The sequence below is a fragment of the Aeoliella mucimassa genome (genome assembly GCF_007748035.1).
GTDB classification, from domain to species: domain Bacteria; phylum Planctomycetota; class Planctomycetia; order Pirellulales; family Lacipirellulaceae; genus Aeoliella; species Aeoliella mucimassa.
The window spans coordinates 4,733,597-4,753,959 of the sequence record NZ_CP036278.1 but is presented as its reverse complement, the minus strand read 5'-3'; the positions used below and the strand labels follow the sequence as shown (position 1 = coordinate 4,753,959).

Here is a 20,363-nt window from a genome sequence, read left to right as displayed (position 1 = left end):
GAATAGGGGAAATGCTGACCTACTGGCCCATGCCAAGATAAGCAGCAATGACTGGGGCGAACTTCACGACCAAACCAGCGAACACGATGCTCACCATGTTCATCAGCTTGATCAGAATGTTGAGCGACGGGCCGGTGGTGTCCTTGAACGGATCGCCCACGGTGTCGCCGACCACAGCCGCCTTATGGGCGTCGGAGCCTTTACCACCATTCTTACCAGTCTCGATCAACTTCTTCGCGTTGTCCCAGGCACCACCCGCGTTGGCCATGAACACGGCCATCGCAAACCCGGCACACAGGCCGCCGACGAGCAGACCCATCACGCCGCTCACGCCGAGCAGCAGGCCGATGGCCACAGGAGCCAGTACCGCGAGCATCGAAGGTCGCAGCATCTCGCGCTGAGCACCTGCGGTCGAAATGGCCACGCAGCGAGCGTAGTCGGGTGTTTCGGTGCCTTGCATGATGCCGGCCTTCTCGCGGAATTGCCGCCGAACTTCTTCGACCATCGCCATCGCAGCCCGGCCGACCGCTTTCATCGTCATGGCTCCGAACACGAACACCATGAGCACACCGCAGAAGGTGCCGACCAACACTTTGGGATTCATCAGCGTAACGTCGTAGTAGCTCATAAAGTCGGTGAGTCCTGCCGAAGGTGCACTCTGCAGCGCCAGCAGTGTTGCGTCCTCGGTCTCGATCTTGGTCGCACCACCTTGGTGATTCACCACCAGATGGACCGGTTCTTCATCCACCATAACTTCGACCGCGTAGTCTTCGTTGCTCTCGAAGGCACTGATGGTGTAGGACTCTTGATGGCCTTGGTCGGCACCCGGCAGGAAGATACCGTACTTGCCGTAGCCAAGATCCTCGACGTTGTACGCCTCGCCATCCACTACCTCGTACACGGCGGCCGCTTCGCGATGCAGGCCGACGCGAACCTCTTCCACGTACGCGGCCAGCAACGCCAGCGACGTGAGAGCGGCCGAGCCAATGGCAAAGCCTTTACCGACCGCAGCGGTGGTATTACCAAGCGAGTCGAGGGCGTCGGTGCGGTTGCGAACTTCAGGCGGCAAGCCCGACATTTCGGCGTTACCACCCGCGTTGTCGGCGATCGGGCCATAAGCGTCGGTCGCCAGGGTGATGCCGAGGGTCGAGAGCATACCGACCGAGGCCATACCAACCCCGTAGAGACCCATCGCCAGGTTATCGAAGCCATCGCACAAGGCGAACGACATCAGCATGCCGATGCAGACCGCGGCGATGGGAATCCAAGTCGACATCAAACCAACCGCGACACCGTCGATCACCAAAGGACCGGTGCCCGACACCGCTTGATCGGCGATGCTTTGCGTTGGTTTGTATTCAGCACTGGTGTAGTATTCGGTTCCGTAACCGATGGTGAGACCGACGATCAAGCCGATGGCCACCGCGCCGACTACACCCCACGCGATAGCGGAGGGAAGCAACATCGGCAGCACGATCGCAGCGACCACGATCACCAACGCACTCGAACCCCAGATGCCTTTGTTAAGGGCCCACATCAGTTCTTTCATGCTGGCTCCTTCCTTGGTCGAAACCAGGAAGATGCCGGCCAGCGACAGCAGAATGCCGAGGGCGCTGAGCACCATTGGGGCACTCAGAAACGCCATTTTGGCCGAGAGTTCGTCGGTAAAGCCTTCAGGCAGACCACCGAAGCTAACCGCCGCGACACCGAGAGCCATCGTGGCTAGAATCGAGCCGGCGTACGACTCGTACAGGTCGGCACCCATGCCGGCGACGTCGCCGACGTTGTCGCCCACGTTATCGGCAATCGTCGCAGGGTTGCGAGGATCGTCCTCCGGAATACCGGCTTCCACCTTGCCCACCAGGTCGGCACCAACGTCGGCCGCCTTGGTGTAGATGCCGCCACCGACGCGAGCGAACAACGCTTGCGACGAGGCACCCATGCCGAAGCAGAGCATGACCACGGTAATGGTCTCGAGCGTCATCGGCTCGCCGCCAAAGACGACGTGATGGAACTTATAGAGGTAAGCAAACCACAAGCTGATGTCGAGCATCGCCAGACCAACAACCGTGAGGCCCATCACCGAGCCTGCCCGGAAGGCGACCTTCAAACCGCGGTCGAGCGATTCGCTCGCCCCTTGGGCGGTGCGGCCCGAGGCCATCGTCGCGGTCTTCATCCCGAAGAACCCGGCCAGGCCCGAGAAGAAGCCACCTGTGATGAATGCGAACGGAACCAGCTGGTGCTGCACGTGCAAGCCAAAAGCCATGAAGGCGAGAATGGCCGACACGGCGATAAAGAACACGGTGACCACGCGGTACTGACGTTTGAGGTAAGCATAAGCTCCCTCACGCACGTACTGGGCGATCTCCTTCATGCGATCGTTGCCTTCGCTCTGCTGGACGATCCAGCGATAGAACACGTACGCGCTAACCAGCGCGACCGCGGCACAGATCCAGGTGATGTGCCACCAGAGTGGCAACGTACGAGTGGCCGCTTCGCCTGTCGCAATAGGCTCGGCAGCCAGAAGACCAATCGATTGGTGCCAACTGCTAGTCAAGTTGGCAAGGGTGTGGCACTCCATGATGGAACAACCTCTGTGTTAAACAAATCAGGCAGCGTCAGGGTCGAATCACGAGTCCGACACTTGGCGAGCCAAGATAGGAGTAGAAGATCCGAGTCGGTTCGCGAAAGAACACAGACTCGCGAAACGCCTAATGCAATTCATGTGCCAGAGATCGTCCGCACAGAGTGTGCGAAAAAGCGGTACAAATCGAATCGCCAACTGTGCACGCTGTGCGATTGGGCACATGCTGGCGTGCTGGCTTCGGCACTTGACACATGGTAGGACGAATGGCCGAAGCCGCTTGAGGGCGCTTCTTGAGTACCATTTATTAGGGATGCACTTCCAACAAATCGGAGAAAAATGGCGGCTCTGAGCCCCCAACTGGGGCAGTATGTGTCGGGCGAAAGCTATAAACCATCGGCTACTCACCTGTACTGGCAACTCGACCGGACACGGCCTTGAATCGAGGGCAGGTTACCGGAGTGCGCACAAAAAACCCTCACCTATCCGACCAACAGATAGGCGAGGGTTCATGGAGCGGAGAGGACAGGATTCGAACCTGCGGTACAGTTTGACCCGTACGCCGATTTAGCAAACCGGTGCTTTCGACCACTCAGCCACCTCTCCAGCTTCTTTTTCGCGGCAGCACGAATGTCGCCACGAGTATCTATTTTACGTCGCCCAAGCCTCGCTGAAAAGTCCAGCAAATCTCGGGCGTTTTGCCATTCCGCGAAGAATTATTCCTCCGCAGGGGCAGTTGCCGCGGCCGGAGCCTGGGTGTTTGTATTGTTAGACACGCTACTGCCGTCGGTGGTTCGGTCCTTGTGTACCGCATACAGCATGGGGGCGATAATCATTGCGACCACGCTAATGAGCTTGATCAGAATATTGATCGATGGCCCCGAGGTGTCTTTAAACGGGTCGCCCACCGTGTCGCCAGTCACGGTGGCCTTGTGCATCTCTTCGTAGTCGGCCCCCCATTTGCCTTGGCCTTCGTCCTTGGTCTGCTTCTTCGCGTTATCCCAGGCCCCGCCAGAGTTGGCCTGGAAGATCGCCAAACAGACGCCCGATACGGTCACCCCTACTAGCAGCCCGCCAAGCATGTTCGGCGAGTAGAAGCCGACCAGAATCGGCACGATCACCGCCAGCAGTCCAGGAGCGATCATTTGCTTGATGGCTGCACCGGTGGCGATCTCTACGCAGTGGGCGTACTCGGCCTTGCCGTCGGCGGCTGCGATCAACGCTGCTTCTTCCGCCGAGGGATCCCGCTCCTCGCTTTCGGCTCGTTGGGCAGCGTCGAGTGCGGGGCGGAGTTCGGGGATGTCGCGGAACTGTCGCCGGACTTCCTGTATCATGTCCTGAGCAGCATTACCGACCGCTACCATGGCCATGGCCGAGAAGCGGAAGGGAAGCATGCAGCCGACCAGTAGGCCAACCAGAACCTGAGGATGCACCGCGTTGATCTCCACGGTGCCATGCATCTTGGTCATAAAGGCCGCTGTCAGGCTCAGCGCGGTCAAGGCGGCCGAGCCAATCGCAAAGCCCTTGCCGATGGCGGCCGTGGTGTTGCCCACTGCATCGAGCTTGTCGGTGCGGCTGCGCACTTCGCGGCCCAAGTGCGACATCTCGGCGATGCCGCCCGCGTTGTCGGCAATCGGCCCGTAAGCGTCAGTCGCCAGTTGTATCGCGAGCGGCGAGAGCATACCGACTGCCGCCAGGGCGATGCCATAGAGCCCGGCAAACTGATACGCGACGAGGATCGCCGCGCCGATCACCAGAATCGGAGCCGTGGTCGAGTTCATGCCGACAGCTACGCCTTGGATGATAGTGGTCGCATGGCCGGTACGCGACGCGTAGACGATACTCTCCACCGGCGAGCGATTGCAGGCGGTGTAATGCTCGGTGATCATGCCGACGCCAGCCCCCGCACCCAGGCCCGCCAGCACTGCGACGGTCACATCGATCCATCCGTAGCGGAGTATTTCGTCAGTGAAGATGTCGCGCACCTCCACTCCGTTGCCGATGCCGTAGTAGAGCGCGGCGATGGTGCCAATCAACAGCAGACCGCCAGCGACGTACATGCCGCGGTTGAGTCCCTGCTGGGGATCGCCTCCTTCGCTGGTGCGGACAAAGAAGCAGGCGATGATCGACGCAACGGCTCCGATGACCGCAACCACCAATGGCAGGTACACCGCGTTCATTCCGCTGCCGGGGCGGACCGCTTCGAGCCCGTCGTACCAGGCGACTCCCAGGATCATGGCCGACAGAATCGCACCGACGTACGACTCGAACAGGTCGGCACCCATGCCGGCGACGTCGCCGACGTTATCGCCCACGTTGTCGGCGATGGTTGCAGGGTTCAGGGGATGATCTTCGGGAATGCCGGCTTCCACTTTACCCACTAGGTCGGCACCAACGTCGGCCGCTTTGGTGAAGATGCCTCCACCGACGCGGGCGAACAACGCAATCGACGACGCCCCGAGCGAGAAGCCTGACAGCAGGTTCAGCACCAGCATCGTAGGGTCTCCACCCTGCAGCGATTCGGGATAAGCACGGGTGAAGCCGAAGAAGAGGACTCCCAATCCCAACAGGGCGAGCCCTACGACCGACAGCCCCATCACTGAGCCACCTGTGAACGCGACCTGCAGCGCGGAGTTCAATCCGCTGCGTGCTGCCGAGGCGGTGCGGGTGTTGGCCAACGTGGCAGTCTTCATCCCGAAGTAACCAGCCAAGGCCGAGCAAAAGGCACCCAGTACAAACGACAGGGCAACCATCCAGTTGGTCAGGTGCTCGGCCCCGAGTGCCTGGTTCGAAGCTCCCAGAATCACCGCGACCGCGAGCACGAAGATCGCCAACGAGCGATACTCGCGCGAGAGGAAGGCCATCGCTCCCTCGGAGATCCAGGTGCCGATCATCTTCATGCGATCGGTGCCAGCGTCTTGTTGCTTGACCCAGTTCGACCGGATCATCGCGTAGATTAACGACGCGACTGCGACGACGGGCACGATATAAATAATGACGCTGGGGTCTTCCATGTTGCTGGTCCTCTTGGCTCAGTCTGCGTAACAAAGTCAAAATGGGAAGGGCGATCCATAGCGTGGAGCGTCGTCAGATCGAATGAGTGTAGCGCAACAAGTGGCCCGCTCGAAACTTCACTGCTCCTTACGGAAACTGAAAGCCCAAACGAACACTTGATAGAAGGTGCAACGACCCCGAAGTGATGAGTTTACCCGCCTGAAAGAACTGGCCGTGGAGTCTAATGCAGGGTTCGAATCGCTGTCAATGCATTCGGCGATTCAATCGGGGTTTTGCGTTGAATTCTTTACTGATCCCTACGCGCGAGCCAGGTCGTCGGCCCATGCTTGAATGACCGTTTGCAGATGCACGTTCCGCACCACGTGCATTTCAGCGTCCAGGCAGCGATCGATCTTCGCGATCCAGTATGGTGCGACAGGGGAGTTCGGATCGTGTCGCAGTTGTCGGCGGTAATGTCGGGCGACAAGGCCCAGTACGCGGAGCATCGCTTGCCGGCGCGGTTCTGCGTCTTTGCCAGCCGCGTTGGAGTACTCGTGAACCACCTCTGCCAGCCGCACGCTGTCGAGCACCCGGCGATCCAACAACTCCACGGCCGTGGTATGCAGTTGCCAAAGTTGCTCGTCGGCCATTGCGCGGGCCTGATCCAGGCTGCCTTCGGCCAGTTCCGATACGGTGGTCGCCACCTGCGGGTTATCCACTTCGCCCGTTTCCAGCAGCAACCGAGCGACCACCTCGGGCTGCAGAGGTGCAAACCGTACGATCTGCGACCGCGAGCGAATGGTCGGCAACTGTTTCGACTCGCTGGTGCCGATCAGAATGAGCAGCGAATGGGGGGGCGGCTCCTCCAAGGTTTTCAGCAACGCGTTGGCCGTTTCGGTGTTAAACGTATCCGCGTTGTCGATCACCGCGACCCGCCGGGAGGCTAGGTACGGCCGCAGCGAGATGTCGTGGCACAGCCCTTCCTGGTGACGATGCGCTTTGTCGCCGATAAACTGCTCAAGCAGCAGCGAGCGTTTGTCTTTCAGCAGGCCAACTTCGAGAAAATCGGGGTGATTTCCGGCCGCCATCAGCCGGCAAGACTCGCACTGCCCGCAGGCGGTCAGGTCGCTATCGATCGACTGCGAGCAGAACAGGCACTCGGCCAACCGGCGGGCGAACAATCTTTTGCCGATTCCGCCGGGTCCGACAAACAAATAGGTGCTCGCCAGGCGTCCTTCCCCTAGCACGTGCGCAAACCGCTGGGCGAGTTGGTCGTGGCCTTCGATGTTCATCCACATGACGGGTTACTTCTGGAGTGTTTGGACGCTGCTCAGAGTGTTTGGTTATACTCGATGCCGCGGCTTTCGGCGTCCCCCCGCAGGTGGTTGGTTGGCCAGAGGTTTGAAAAGAAAATGTCCGATTCCACCATCACCACGCAATGCCCGCATTGTCGTACGCGGTTTAAGGTGGACCTGAGACACGTGGGGCGCCAGGCTCGGTGCCCGAATTGCAAGGCGGGGTTCGAAGTGCACGCGGTCGCCGAGCCGACGTCGAAGCCGAGTGGGCCGACCTTCGTGGGGGTGAATTGCCGACTCTGCGGCACCCGACTCTATGGCCGGCACGACCAGGTGGGGCAGCTGCTGACTTGTCCCGACTGCAACACGAAGACCAAGTTGCCGGCCCCCAAGCCGAAAGAGCCTACGAAAATGCCAGCCGCTATGCTGGGGCAGCAGTACGAGTTGTGGGATGGCGACTCGCAGCCTTGGGGAACTGAACTGCTGAAGCAGCAAAAAGCGTTAGTGCCGGTTCGCTGCGAAGTGTGTGAGACCCTGCAGTACGTCGAACCGGCGATGATTGGCCAAGCGATCGAATGCCCCGACTGCGGGCACGCAACGGTAGTGAAAGCACCTAAGCCAAAGCTCCCGCCAGCCCCCGCCGAGCCCGATCTGGAAGTGGAGGAGGTACGAGTCGACGAGTCGTTTGCACCGTCGATGCCGCCGATCTACTCGCGGTACGAGGATTTCGAGTCGCTGTCGCCAGAAGAGCAGCTGGCCGCGATGAATCGAGTTGTTACCAACCGCAAGAGCCGACCCCAGATGAATGCCTGGCCGTTGCTCACTGGTTGGAAGGCCTTTCTCACCGGGCCGGGGGTCGTGAGTCGCTGTCTATCGATTGGCATCCTGCTGGCCTTCTTCTTTACGGTGGCCGTGTGGGTGTATCCGATGATTCTTAGCGGTTACGGTGCCGTGGTTGGATTGCCTATTATGGTCGCCACGGCGGCGATGATCATGCTCGGCCTGGCCTCGGCCTCGGCCTGCGCCATCAAGGTGGTGACCGAGAGTTCGGAGGGGAATGACCGCATCGAGGAGTGGCCGGTCAATAATCCGGTCGACTGGATGGGAGAGTCTTTCTACATGGCGATCGGAGTAATGAGTTCCGGTATTCTCGGTTACCTCATCGCGTGGGCCTCCGGGGCCGACGTGGCTGGCAAACTGCTTGGCATCGCTGCGAGCATGTGGGTTTGCTTTCCTGTGGTCCATCTGTCGACACTCGAAGCCTTGTCTCCCTGGTCGCTGCTGATGCCAGGCGTGTTGCGGAGTATGACGAAAAGCGCAGGAAGCTGGTTGCAGTTTTACTTGCTATCAGCAATCGTGGTTGGTCTGTTTGTGGGGACCGTGATGCTGCTGAATCGCTACTCGCCTGAATTGATCTCGCTAGCGGCGATTCCCTTCATGATTGCCGGTATGTTCTACTTTCGCATGCTGGGGCGATTGGCCTGGCGAATCCGCCATGACGGTGACTCTTGAATAATCACTTCAACTCGCATGTTGCGACATTCGCATGCTAGCAATGCATCGCATTTCAGTGGGATTCAATAGCGATGGTACTGCGCGCCGATCATACTGAAGTCTGATCTCTTATTTCGAGTTCGTATCGCGAGGCCTGCAGCATGGCACTCTTTTTTGGATCGCATTCCCACAAGCAAGATTTGGGTAAGTTCCGCGAAAGCCGCCGCATCGGGGTGCAGCACGACGATCAAGTAACCCACGATGGTTACCGCTTTGAGCTGATGTCGATGAAGTCGAACTCGCCGATTAACGCGATTCGCTATCACGTAAGCATCTATGGCCCGCAGAAGTTGCGAGTGGGCTACTTACGAGATTTTCCCTCCGCCAGCCAGGCAATTAGTGCGGCAAAGCGTTGGGTTGCCGATCGGCAGCTTACCGAGAAAAAGTAGCCGCAAACGCGAATCGTGGCTTGAAGCCAGACGCGATCGACCGGCCTAAAACAGCGAAGATCTAGCTGCAGGTTTGCAAAGGCCGAACTGGCGTTTACACCGCTTGTCGGCTTAGCACTTTGCGAACTGCCTGACGCAATTCACGCTGCTTGATCGGCATCGTGATCGTCAATCGGTGATCGCTGACGTTGGCTTCTGGCTCCCACGTAGCGTGTGCCTCATCCAGCAAGAGAATGGCTGGAATATCGCGGGTGCCAGATTCGGTGGCGAAGCGGTTGAATGCCTCGAGCGTTGCGCGGCCATTATGACCGCTACTGAACAGTACCACCTCAGCGGCGTCGGAGTCGGTGTAGAAGCGATCGATCGCCCGCTCGGGATCGCTGGCCACGAGCACGCGATAGCCATGTTGCTTGAAAAGATTGCGGAGTACGTCCTGCATCTTTACGTTCGACTCCACCACCATCAACCGGCGTGGCTCGCCTTGTTCGTTATGGCCTTCGTTGCTCGCCAGTTCGTTCTTCACACTCTGGGTTGCACCACGCTCGGCTAGACGCTTGGCAGCAATCTTCAGATCGGTGAGCATTTCGAGCGGAGTCTGATACCGCTTTTCGGGATCGAACTCTATCGCCCGGTTAATCACCTTGGCAAACGTCGGCGGCACCTTCGGGGCAACGCTGGCGATGGGAGGAATGTTCTGGAAGGTTTCTTTACTCAACTGCTTTGCCCGATCACGACCCTCAGGCATCGGCGAGCGACCACTTAGCATATGGTAGAAAATGCACCCGGCGAAGAAGATATCGCTACGGGCATCGTCTTTACGCACTCCGGTTGCGCGCTCGAGGGCGGCATACTCCACGGTACGTTTCACGCCGGTATCGCCAGCGACGTCGCTTTCGATCGCCGCCAGACCGAAGTCAAGCAGTTTCGACTCGCCTTCGCTTGAGACAAGCACGTTCGACATCTTCAAGTCGCGGTGCGACACACCTTGCTGGAAGGCGTAGTTGAGCCCAGCCAGCATGCCGTCGAGGATTTTGGCCGCTTCGAGCGGCGCAAACACGCGACGCACCCGAGTGAATTCACGCAGATTCCGTCCTTCGATGAAGTCCATCACAATGTAGTGCACATCGCGTTTGGAATAGACTTCGTGAATCGGGACAATGTTGGGATGTTTCAGCGAAGCGCCGAGTTCCCCTTCGCGACGGAACGAGTCGGCGTATTCGGTGATGCACCGGTTGCGGAGCACCTTTACGGCAAACACCTCGTTGGTATCGACGTGCACTGCGCGAAACACGCGGGCGAACGATCCCGCGCCGACGCAATACAGCACCTTGTACTTGCCGTAGAAGAAGCCCGACTGTAAGCCTTTGACTAACCGTTCGAGCTGGTACTGGGTAAGTAAGTTGCGGCGCAGCAACTCTTGCGACATGGTAGCCAGGTCGGGCGAACGGGTGCCTAGCTCTCCTCGAACCACTTGTAATTGGCGATGGTCGAGAATGCCCACCTCCATGGCGCGCCGTTCCAGATCATCCGCAGTTGTAACGGTGGACATAGCGCGAAAATCTTCGTCCATTGCCAAGGCGGTGCGGGTGGGCAGCGTCCGCGCGGCTTAGCACTGAAAGGTCACTCAAACATTCGCAAAAGGGAATACCCTAGTTCCCTTCCGCATCGGGGGTGGCTAATCGGTCGCGGTCGCTAGAAAGGACCCACGACCAACTGCCGAGGAGGACAATCACTACGCTCGCGGGACTACCCGCGAGCTCGTGTTGATCACCTGTTCCGTGATTATTCGTTCTCCAACTGCTCCTTGTATGTATCTCGCTCGCGGCGGGTGGCCTCGAGGTCGAACATCAAGTACTTCATATCAAGCCGGAGTTGGCCCAAGGCATCTTGTACCAGCGTCAGGATCCGACGACGACGCTTGGTGCTTTCCAGCACGCGGTCAAGCACCGGTAGAATCTGTTCCGAATAGTGATCTGGCAAACCGTGGATGAACTCCGCAAGTTGGCGGACATCGGCGGGGACTTCTTCGCTAGCAGTGGTGGCATTCGGCGTAAGTTCGGGCATCTTCAAACTCCAGGGTTGGGGGATGCTCGGTACTAATGCATGCCGCGCGCCACAACTGATCGCCACGGTCCCTCGGACCGCCCGCAACCGATTATACACAAACAACTTACGTGCAATCAACAGGTTGGCATCGGCAATCTTACATTCGTGCCGATGATGGAGAAAAGCATCAAACTGATCTGGGGTTGTGGCGGAAACCTTGCTACAAGCTGGACTTACGTCGATGTAGCCCCTTAGAAATCGTTGTGGCGTTTTTGCAACCGCGCGGGGACACTTGGGATTGCGCATACGCGCAAGTTGCCCCACCCCTGGCCCCCGATACCGAACGCCCGACGGTCACCGTCAGAACTGAGTATGGATTGGTCGATGCTCGAGCCAGTGCCCTGTTGCGGGCGGCTTCGCCGCTCGGCTGGCTGCTGCGCGGTATTGGCGGTTCTCGTAGGGCTCATTCTCAGCGGGCCCAGGCTCCACGCGGCCGACGTCGTGGTCGACGAAGGCTTCGACGGCCCCATGGTCTCCTGGAAGCTCGAGCCGGCTCCCAATGTTCGCCAGGTAGCTCAGCTCCGCACGCAGCTCTCGAATTCGCAGAAACCAGCGTCGGTCGAGCGGGTGGTGATGACAATCGCTCCGGGTTACGGCGCTCATCTGAAACACCAGGTCGAGCACTTGCCGGTGCTCGACGAACTGGCGATCGAAGTCGTAATGCGCTCCAACCGAGCCGCGGTCCAGCTGGCTGCCGAGGTGGTTTTTCCGCGAAATATTGATTCCGAAACCGGCCAGCCGCTGCGAACCACCGTGGTTGGGCAGCGGTACTCCAATGCTGGTCAATGGCAGCGACTACGGCTCGATAGTGTGCCCAAACTGGCTACGCGCCAGGCCCGGTTCCTGAGTACCAACCCCAACGTCCAGGTCGACGACCGTGAAGCCTATGTCGATCGCGTGGTGCTTGTGGTGCCAGGGGGCTCGGGCGAGACCTTGGTGGAAGTCGACCAAATGCAGGTGGTCGGCGTGCTCACGCAGCCTGGCATTGCCGCAGCGGGTCCTTTGCTCTCGGCACCGCAAAACGATGGCCCCATGCTTAGTGCTCCTGGCAACCAGCAGAGCGAACCGATTACGTTCGATCCGGTCGAAGTCCGCCGGCACGGCACTACCATTTCTGTGGCTGGCGAGCCGCTGGTACCTCGGGCGATTGAGTACCATGGCGAGTCGTTTTCCGAGTTGGCCGAGTTGGGATTCAACACGGTCTACCTCGCAAGCCCCGCCACCGAAGCCCAATTGCGGGCCGCCCGCGAGGCGAAGCTCTGGGTGGTCTGTCCTCCCCCTGAGCTCGATCGACTGGTCGAGATCGCCCCGAATTCGATTTGGCAAACCGTGCTCGCCTGGTCGCTCGGACTGGAAAACACGGCACTTTCACTCGATCAACTGACTTCGCAGTGCGAAGCCGTACGACGGGCTGATCCCTTGCGGCGGCCAATTGTGGTGGGAGCCAGCGATCGTCCCCGACGTTTCGCCCAGCTGACCGACGTGCTGGTCCGTCCGCGTAAGATCGATTTGGCGGGCGACGCCAATGTTGGCGACGTTGAAAAGCTTGCCCCTGTGCTTGGCTGCTCTCCGTGGGTGGCCGTTTCGCTGGGGTGGAGCGACGCTGCTCGCGAACAAGCCGAACTGCTGGCACCTAGCGCCCGCTACTTGGGGTGGCACGAGCCATGGCAAATCCGTCAGGCGCTGCTGGCAACCATGGCAGCTGGGCATCGCGGGCTGCTGGTGCGTACTCCTGGCCGACTGGCGAGCAGTTCGCCGGAAGCCAGGCGGCTCTGCGAGCAACTGCGGCTGCTCAATCGCGAGCTCATGCTGGCCGAGCCATGGCTGGTTACCGGCAAGCGCATCGCCGGCGCTGAACTACGAAGTTCGAACCAAAAGTCGATTGCCTGGCAGCTCGGTCGCTCGCGGCTGGTTTTTCTGCCGGGCGAGCCGCCATCGCAGCAACCAGCTAGCACCTCGCCGGTGCTCGTCGTGGCCGGCGTGCCGGAGAACTCCAAAGCCCATTTATTGACGCCTGCGGGGTTGGTCCCGCTGCGCGGCGAGCGAGTAACCGGCGGCTTTCAAGTGCCACTTACTCGTATCGCTTCGCCTCGCTGGGTGGTGTTGACCGACGACTCGCTGACCTTGGCCCAGATCGAACGCCGACTCGGCAACGAAGCTCCTCAGGCTGCTCAGGCAGCACGCACGCTGGCCATGGCCGACGTCATGGAGCTCGAAACCGTAATGCAACAGTTGCTCAACCCGCAGGCGAAGGCCCTCGCTGGGCGCGTGGCCGCGGTTCGCCAGCGACTTGAGCAGTGCGATCAACTGCTAGCCTCACGCAAGTACGCTTATGCGATTGAGTTGGCCCAAACCTCCAGCGATCAAACCGCGGAAGCTCGCCAGCAACTGTTCAAGTACGTTACCGCGACCACCGGTTTTGCCAGTATTCCCACGGAGTACGACCTGCGACTACTCCCCACGCATCAGGCGCTGCAGCCGGCGCTTGCCAGCCTGGTTCGTGGGCAGAATCTGCTTGTCGGCGGTGATTTTGAAGACCTCGCCTCAACGCAATCGGCCGGGTGGGTCCACACCGACTACGCGGATTCGCAGCACGACACCGCGGTGGAGTTCTCGCCGCGTGATCCCCAGCATGGTCGCGCCTGCTTGCGGTTGGTTGCTAAACCAACGAGTCAGGCCATGTTTACCAGCGACGACGATCCTCCGTCGGTTGTATGGGTAACCTCTCCGCGAGTTCCTCTGCAAGCGGGCAGCGTCGTGGAGATCACTGGTTGGATTCGAGTGGTGGGCTCGGCCGAGGCAAACGGCAAACTGTTGATTCAAGACACCCTTGGCGGACAGGAGCTGGCATTGCGAGTGCCGACCACCGCGGGATGGCAACCGTTCCGGATGGTTCGCACCGTGAATCAGACGAGCAGCGTACAGCTGCACCTGGCAGTGCAGGGGGGAGCTTTGGCCGATATCGACGCGGTGATGGTGCGGCCGATTTCGGTGCCCCGTCGCACCGCAAACCAGTCGTTTACTGCCCCGCCACGTCAGTAAAGCACTGTTTTGGAAGTCTCTTTCCGCTCCATTGCTGGTAGGTGGTATGGCTCCCTGTGCTAGCGGCTCCGTAGCGGGCAGCGGGCCAATCGTTTTAGAATGGGTGGGCCTCCTAAACCCTCACGTTTTACCTTTTCGCGTAGCGAAACCTTGGCCCACACCTTTCCGAAAACCCACCGCCTGCTCCAGAAGGACGATTTCGACCGAGTCTTTGCCGTGCGGCGAAGTCGCGCCGACGAGCGACTCGTGGTGTATGTCGCGCCGAACGAGTGCAAGCATCCTCGCTTGGGATTGGTGGTGTCGCGAAAGGTGGGCAACGCGGTCGCGCGGAATCGCTGGAAGCGACTGCTTCGCGAGGCCTTTCGGCTCACGCAGCACGAACTGCCCAACGTCGATCTCGTTTGTTTGCCCCGAGCCAAGGCGGTTCCGACCCTCGAGGAGCTTCAGCAATCGTTGGCTAAGCTCACAAGTCGCCGACCTCCGAAGAGGAAGCGATCGTGAAATTTCTTCGCTTGCTAGCACAGCTGCCTTCGATGATTCTGATCGGCATGGTCCGTTTCTATCAGCTCGGTATTAGCCCACTGCTAGGCAAAAACTGTCGGTTTCAGCCGACTTGCAGCGAGTATTTCATCCAATCAGTCCGCAAGTATGGCCCTCTACGCGGCAGTTGGCGGGGAGTGAAACGTATCGCCCGCTGTCATCCTTGGAACCCTGGTGGCTACGATCCTCCGTGAGATTGCAGTGGCGTGCGAAGCTCGTGTTCAGAGCACAAGTGCTAGCAGACACGAGCAAATACTTTGCCAAAGTTGCCGGATCGCCTTGACCGCATCTTCTACTCTAGGTAATCTCCGCCGTCGAATTTTATATTTGCGTTGAAGTTCTACGCGCAGGAAGCGCAACGCGAGCTTCGACGAGTTAGCATCCTTATTACGCCGGCACGGTTGCCGGATGGAGCACCCCAGCATGATGCGACGGGAACGCTTATCGCAACGAATCTTCTCTGGTCCAGAACCACTGTTGGTGGTTTGCTTGCTTGGGATCAGTATGTCGGTGGGCTGCATGAGTTACATTGGTTTGCCTGGCCGTGAGAAGGAAACCAAAACACTCGAAGACCTATCGGACGAAGCGCCCGATCTGGTTGGAAAGTACACGCATCCCTCTGGCATGGACTACGTGAAGATCGAAGCCATCTCGTTGGTGACCGGACTCGACGGCACCGGCGAAGATCCCGCTCCCACTCCTCAGCGGGCAGCGTTAATGGCCGAAATCAACCGTCACAACATTCAACATGCGGAGCAGTTGCTCGCGTCGACTAGCACGTCGCTGGTGCTCGTGCGAGGTTTCTTGCGTCCCGGCATTCAGGAAGGCGATCGCTTCGACGTCGAAGTGCGAACCCCCACACGTAGCGAAACCACCAGCCTTCGTGGCGGTTGGTTGTTGTCGGCGCGCATGACCGAACTGGCCGTGCTCGGTCAGCAGATTCGTTCGGGCCACATTCTCGGTGTTGCCGAGGGTGCCATTCTGGTCGACCCCAGTGCTACTGGCGAAGAGGACGAACCCTACGCCACGCGCGGTCGTGTGCTCGGTGGCGGTGTCGCGGTGAAGTCGCGCCCGATGGGACTCGTGATCGACGACCGGTACAAGTCGGTGCAAATGGCAACACGCCTTGCGAAAAGTATCAACCTTCGCTTCCACACTCGAATCGAAGGTCACAAGCGAGGCGTTGCAGATCCGAAGAACGACGAGTACGTCGAGATCTCGGTCCACCCTCGGTACAAAGACAACATTGGCCGCTACGTTCGCGTGCTGCAGAGTATTGCCGTGAACGAAACTGGCAACCAGCAGCAGCAACGCGTGCTAGTATTGGCCGAGCAAATACTCGACCCGCTTACCGCTGCCAAAGCGGCGCTGCAACTCGAAGCCTTGGGCGACGCGCAAGCGATCGAACTACTGCAAAAAGGCATGGCCTCGAGCGACACCGAAGTACGATTCTACGCCGCCGAAGCCTTGGCCTACCTCGACGACACCTCGGCCGTGGAAGTGCTGGCGCAAGTCGCTCGCGACGAGCCCGCGTTCCGCATCAATGCCATGGCTGCATTGAGTGCGATGGACGATCTCGAAGCATTCAACGCACTGTATAGCCTGCTGTCGGCCGATAGCGCTGAAACGCGTTATGGCGCCTTCCGCTCGCTGTGGGCGATGAATCCTCATGACCCAGCGATTGCTGGCTTCGACATGAATGGTTCGTTTAGCTACCACCGCCTGAACAGCGTGCAAGGTCCTCCGATGGTACACGTGACCAACAGCCTGCGTCCTGAAATCGTACTGTTTGGTGAGCAACCACCGCTGAAGCTGCCATTGTTGGTGGAAGCTGGTTCGGGGCTTATCGTCAACGGTACTCGCAACAATCAGCTGGTCATCAGCCGCTTGAAGCGGGGTAGCGAACCAGAACGACGGGTGATTGAGCCCGAAATCGACGAGCTGATTCGCACCATCGTCGAACTCGAAGGCACTTACCCCGACGTGGTGCAGGTGCTGCAAGCCGCCAAGAAGTGTGGTGCTCTCGATTCGCGACTCCGCGTCGACGCGTTGCCCAAGCCAGGTCGCGAATATCAACGCGATGGTGAAGGGGACGATCAAGGCGAAGTCGAAGAAGGCTCGCATTTTGATCTGGCCACACCGCTGCCCGATCTGTTTAAGTACAAGTCGTAAACTTCTGGACGCCTGCGACCGTCCCGCTTTGCTACCTATGTTCCCGAATGTTCCGTTCCGATGCTCAAAGCGCTCGAACTTGTTGGCTTTAAGAGCTTCGCGGACAAGACGCGATTCGAGTTCCACGAGGGCATTACGGTCGTCGTGGGGCCGAATGGTTCGGGCAAGTCGAACGTAGTCGACTCAATTAAGTGGGTGCTCGGTTCACAAAGTGCCAAAAGCCTACGTGGATCGGAGATGACCGACGTGATCTTCAACGGGTCTGGCAGTCGCAGCCCGTTGAACATGGCGGAAGTCACTTTGGTACTCGACAACCGCGATGGCAACTACGGCGGCGAACGCCTGGGCCGCGAGGTGGCGATCACCCGCCGGGTGTATCGCAGCGGGGAAGGGGAGTACCTGATCAACGGATCGGCCTGTCGGCGGCGCGACATTCGCGACCTCCTGGCTGGCACCGGTATCGGCACCGAAGCTTATAGCATCATCGAGCAAGGCAAGGTCGATGCGCTGCTGCAAGCGTCGCCACGGGATCGCCGGGCGATTTTTGAAGAAGCCGCCGGCATCAGTCGCTTTCGCGCCAAACGTCAGGACGCTGCTCGCCGGTTAGCGCGAGTCGAACAGAACCTGCTGCGACTGTCGGACATCGTCGACGAGGTCGAGAGTCGGCTGCGAAGCATCCGCATGCAGGCGGGTAAGGCGCAGCGTTATCGCGAAGGAGTGAAGCGACTCAAGGAGCTCCGCACCGAGATCGGCATTGCCGACTGGTTTCGGCTATCGGAACGCATCGATAACGTGGCCGGCGAGCTGGGCAACTTCCAGACCGACGACACAGCCCGTCGAGAGTGGATGGAGGAGGCTGATAACCAGTTGCCGAAACTGGCTGAGTCACTGGCCAACGCCCAAGCGGCCTACGATGCTTGCGACGAGCAAGTTACCACGCTTCGCGAACGCATCGCCAGTTGCCAGGCGACACTCAACGGCTTTGATGGCCGCAAGCAGGACCTCGAAGCCAACCTGAAATCGCTCGAAGAGCAGCGCCGCGCGGCCGAAGCGACGCCGGCCACGGATGGGGCCGATCGCGATTCGTTGGCGGCCAAATTGGAAGTCGCCGAGAGCGACTACGACGAAAACAGCCGCGTGTTGGCCGATACTAGCCAGCGTCTGCACGAGCAAACCACGCTGGTGGAGCGTTTGGAAATTCAAGCTCAGGACATCGCCGAGCGTCACGCCGCGACTGAGAATCGCCGCAATTTGATGAGCCAAAAGCTCGAGTCGAACATCGATCGACAGCAAGCTCAGAAGGAGCAAGTCGCTCGTTTGATTGCCGAGCTGGCCGATTTGCGCGAGCAGTTGGAAAAGCTAAATCAGGAGATCGAAGAACTCACCACCAAGCACTCTGGCGCAGAGCATGAGTCGAACTCCAGTGAAGCGGAGCTCTCTCAGTCGCGCGACCGTTTGGCAGCCAGCCAGAGACGCCTGGACGAAGTGCGTCGCGAACATCAGCGGGCCGAGTCGGAGCTGGTCGCCTGCAAGCATCGCATCGAACTCATCGGCGAGATCGATCGTCAGCAGCAAGCGACGAGTCAGCAGGTGCGAGAGTTTGTTTCGCAAACGTTCGGTATTCGTCCGCAGTTGGTTGCCGACGTGCTGCACGTGGATGTCGATACCGCTCCCATCATCGAGGCGGCGCTCGGAGCGCTGGCCGAGTACGTGCTGGTACCTTCATCGGTGAACCTGCTCGACCACGCTGGGGAGCTTCCCCCTGGAGCGAGGATGATGCGGCTCGACTGGCGATCGCCTCCGGCTGCTATCGACCAGCTCGATCTCTCCGACGAACCGGGCGTGTGGGGACGGGCCGATCAGTTTGTCGATAGCGAGGCTCCCTATCAACCATTGATTCGCCGGTTGCTTGGCCGCACCTGGCTGGTCGATTCGCTCGCTACCGCCCATCGACTGAGCGGCATGGAGACCGGACTGAATTTCGTGACCGCCGATGGCGATGTAGTCGGGGCCGATGGCACCATCGTTGCTGGCCTGCGCGACGAAGCGCGGACGTCGCTAACTCGTCGGCAAAACATCGAGCAGCTGAGAGCCCAAGCGGTCGAGCTGAAAACTGACGTCGATCAGTTGGCCAAACAGCAGCGGGAGCTGGAAGCGACCATCACCAGCATTCAGCAGCAATCCTCCGACGCGTTTGAGAATAATCGTCAGGCGATTCAGCATCTGGCAGCGACTCGCGAACGTCTTGCCGTGCTGCAAACGCAGCGCGAAGTGAACGTCAAGCGAGCCGCAGAGGCTGGGAGCTTTGTCGAGTCGCAAGCGGCCCAAACCGAATCGTTGGACCAAGAGATCGAACGCACCCGCGCGGCGATTGTCACGCTCGAAGAGCAGTGCGCCCGCCTGGCGACGCTCCGCGAAGACTTTTCCGCCCGGCTCGACGAGGCCTCGCGAGTTCGCAAGGAGTTGGTGGAGAAGGAAAACCAGCAGCAGCTCGAACTGGCCAAGCTGGGAAGCAAAGTGGAGATGCTACGAACCTCGCTGCAACACGCGACCGAGAGACGGGCGACGAGCGAAGTTTTGGAGGAGCTGAGCAAGCATGCGGAAACCTTGCAGACCAGGCTCCAGAATCTCGGCGGCGAACGCGAGCGGTTGGAAGCGGAGCTCGCGGAGCTGAACACCCAGTTGCAGGAGTTGTTGCCGCAGCGAGAACTGCACCAAGTAAAGCGCAAAGAGATTAGCGAACAACGCGACGAGCTGAACAAGAAGCTGCAAGCTGCCCGGCGGCAGATCGACGAATCGCAAGCCCGCCGATCGCAGTTGGAGGTCACCCTGGCCAAGCTCGAACATCAGCGACAAGCCTTGGTAGACCGCTTGCAAGAAGATTACGAGATCGACCTGCCGACCGTGGCTGCACAGGCTCCCGCCGAGCGGCCCGCGATCGATCGCAAGCAGATCGAGACAGAGATCAACCAGATCCGCGACGGGCTCCATCGCATCGGAGCGGTGAACGTCGATGCGCTAGAAGAACTGGAAGAGATTGAATCGCGGTTCGAGTCGATCTCGGCCCAGTACAACGACCTGTCGCAAGCCAAGGCCAGCCTGGAGCGGCTGATGTCGAAGCTGAACAGCGAAAGCCGTCAGCTGTTCCTCTCCACGGTCGAAACGGTTCGCGGGCACTTCAAGGAGTTGTTCCGCCGGCTGTTCGGTGGCGGTGAGGCCGACATTCTGCTGGAGGATGCCGAAGGGGACGACGCGCTGGAATGCGGTGTCGAGATCCGAGCCTGCCCGCCTGGCAAAGACACGCGTACTATTTCGCTGCTCTCGGGTGGCGAGAAGACCATGACCTGCGTGGCCTTGCTGCTGGCAATGTTCCGCAGCAAGCCGAGCCCGTTCTGCATTCTCGACGAAGTCGACGCCGCGCTCGACGAAGCGAACATCGGCAGGTTCGTTGGTGTGTTGTCCGACTTCCTGTCGTCGACGCAGTTCGTGGTGGTGAGTCACTCGAAGAAGACGATGACCGGAGCGGACACCATTTACGGGGTCACGATGCAAGAATCTGGTATCTCGAAGCAGGTCTCCGTACGGTTCGACGACGTGACCGACGACGGGTTCATTAAGCCGACTGCTAAACCGGCCGCTTCGGATCGGAAAGCGGCCTAGACTCAGACCTGCAGGTGTCGCCGCGAG

Annotated in this window: 12 protein-coding genes and 1 tRNA gene; 7 read left to right on the top strand and 6 right to left on the bottom strand. The window is 59.7% G+C overall.

Annotated elements, in window-relative coordinates:
• Positions 1-19: 19 nt before the first annotated feature.
• The 4 genes from Pan181_RS18635 to Pan181_RS18620 all read right to left on the bottom strand — a co-directional run bounded on the left by Pan181_RS18635 (position 20) and on the right by Pan181_RS18620 (position 6,876).
• Entirely contained in the window at positions 20-2,581 is a 2,562-nt protein-coding gene (locus tag Pan181_RS18635; protein ID WP_145248985.1) for a sodium-translocating pyrophosphatase, read from the bottom strand.
• A gap of 520 nt (positions 2,582-3,101) precedes the next feature.
• A tRNA-Ser gene (locus tag Pan181_RS18630) sits at positions 3,102-3,190 on the bottom strand.
• A gap of 110 nt (positions 3,191-3,300) precedes the next feature.
• On the bottom strand, positions 3,301-5,598 hold the full coding sequence (locus Pan181_RS18625) for a sodium-translocating pyrophosphatase (protein ID WP_145248983.1): 2,298 nt from the start codon (positions 5,596-5,598) through the stop codon (positions 3,301-3,303).
• A 297-nt stretch (positions 5,599-5,895) separates the two neighbouring features.
• On the bottom strand, positions 5,896-6,876 hold the full coding sequence (locus Pan181_RS18620; RefSeq protein WP_145248981.1) for a DNA polymerase III subunit: 981 nt from the start codon (positions 6,874-6,876) through the stop codon (positions 5,896-5,898).
• Positions 6,877-6,990: 114 nt separating this feature from the next.
• On the opposite strand from Pan181_RS18620, the gene Pan181_RS18615 reads away from it, so the two are divergent.
• On the top strand, positions 6,991-8,385 hold the full coding sequence (locus Pan181_RS18615) for an MJ0042-type zinc finger domain-containing protein (RefSeq protein WP_197528502.1): 1,395 nt from the start codon (positions 6,991-6,993) through the stop codon (positions 8,383-8,385).
• Positions 8,386-8,528: 143 nt separating this feature from the next.
• Positions 8,529-8,816 carry a hypothetical protein gene (locus tag Pan181_RS18610; protein ID WP_145248977.1) on the top strand — a complete coding sequence of 96 codons (288 nt, stop codon included), beginning with the start codon at positions 8,529-8,531 and terminating at the stop codon, positions 8,814-8,816.
• 94 nt (positions 8,817-8,910) lie between these two features.
• Here the strand turns inward: Pan181_RS18610 and Pan181_RS18605 are convergent, their stop codons facing one another.
• Positions 8,911-10,365: a protein kinase domain-containing protein gene (locus Pan181_RS18605; protein ID WP_197528501.1), complete on the bottom strand. Its 1,455-nt coding sequence runs from the start codon at positions 10,363-10,365 to the stop codon at positions 8,911-8,913.
• A 233-nt stretch (positions 10,366-10,598) separates the two neighbouring features.
• Positions 10,599-10,880: a transcriptional regulator gene (locus Pan181_RS18600; protein WP_145248974.1), complete on the bottom strand. Its 282-nt coding sequence runs from the start codon at positions 10,878-10,880 to the stop codon at positions 10,599-10,601.
• Between the two features lie 366 nt (positions 10,881-11,246).
• Between Pan181_RS18600 and Pan181_RS18595 the strand changes: the two genes are divergently transcribed.
• The 5 genes from Pan181_RS18595 to smc all read left to right on the top strand — a co-directional run bounded on the left by Pan181_RS18595 (position 11,247) and on the right by smc (position 20,336).
• A complete protein-coding gene (locus Pan181_RS18595) occupies positions 11,247-13,964 on the top strand; it encodes a hypothetical protein (protein ID WP_145248972.1) in 2,718 nt (905 codons plus the stop codon).
• Positions 13,965-14,114: 150 nt separating this feature from the next.
• Positions 14,115-14,465: a ribonuclease P protein component gene (gene rnpA, locus Pan181_RS18590; protein ID WP_197528500.1), complete on the top strand. Its 351-nt coding sequence runs from the start codon at positions 14,115-14,117 to the stop codon at positions 14,463-14,465.
• A complete protein-coding gene (gene yidD / locus Pan181_RS18585) occupies positions 14,462-14,698 on the top strand; it encodes a membrane protein insertion efficiency factor YidD (RefSeq protein ID WP_261342237.1) in 237 nt (78 codons plus the stop codon). The genes rnpA and yidD overlap by 4 nt, the downstream gene beginning before the upstream one ends.
• A gap of 229 nt (positions 14,699-14,927) precedes the next feature.
• Complete coding sequence (locus tag Pan181_RS18580; RefSeq protein ID WP_231943637.1) at positions 14,928-16,676, top strand: flagellar basal body P-ring protein FlgI; 1,749 nt, start codon at positions 14,928-14,930, stop codon at positions 16,674-16,676.
• Positions 16,677-16,736: 60 nt separating this feature from the next.
• Positions 16,737-20,336, top strand: coding sequence for a chromosome segregation protein SMC (gene smc, locus Pan181_RS18575; RefSeq protein WP_145248966.1), 3,600 nt, complete (start codon positions 16,737-16,739; stop codon positions 20,334-20,336).
• Positions 20,337-20,363: the final 27 nt, after the last annotated feature.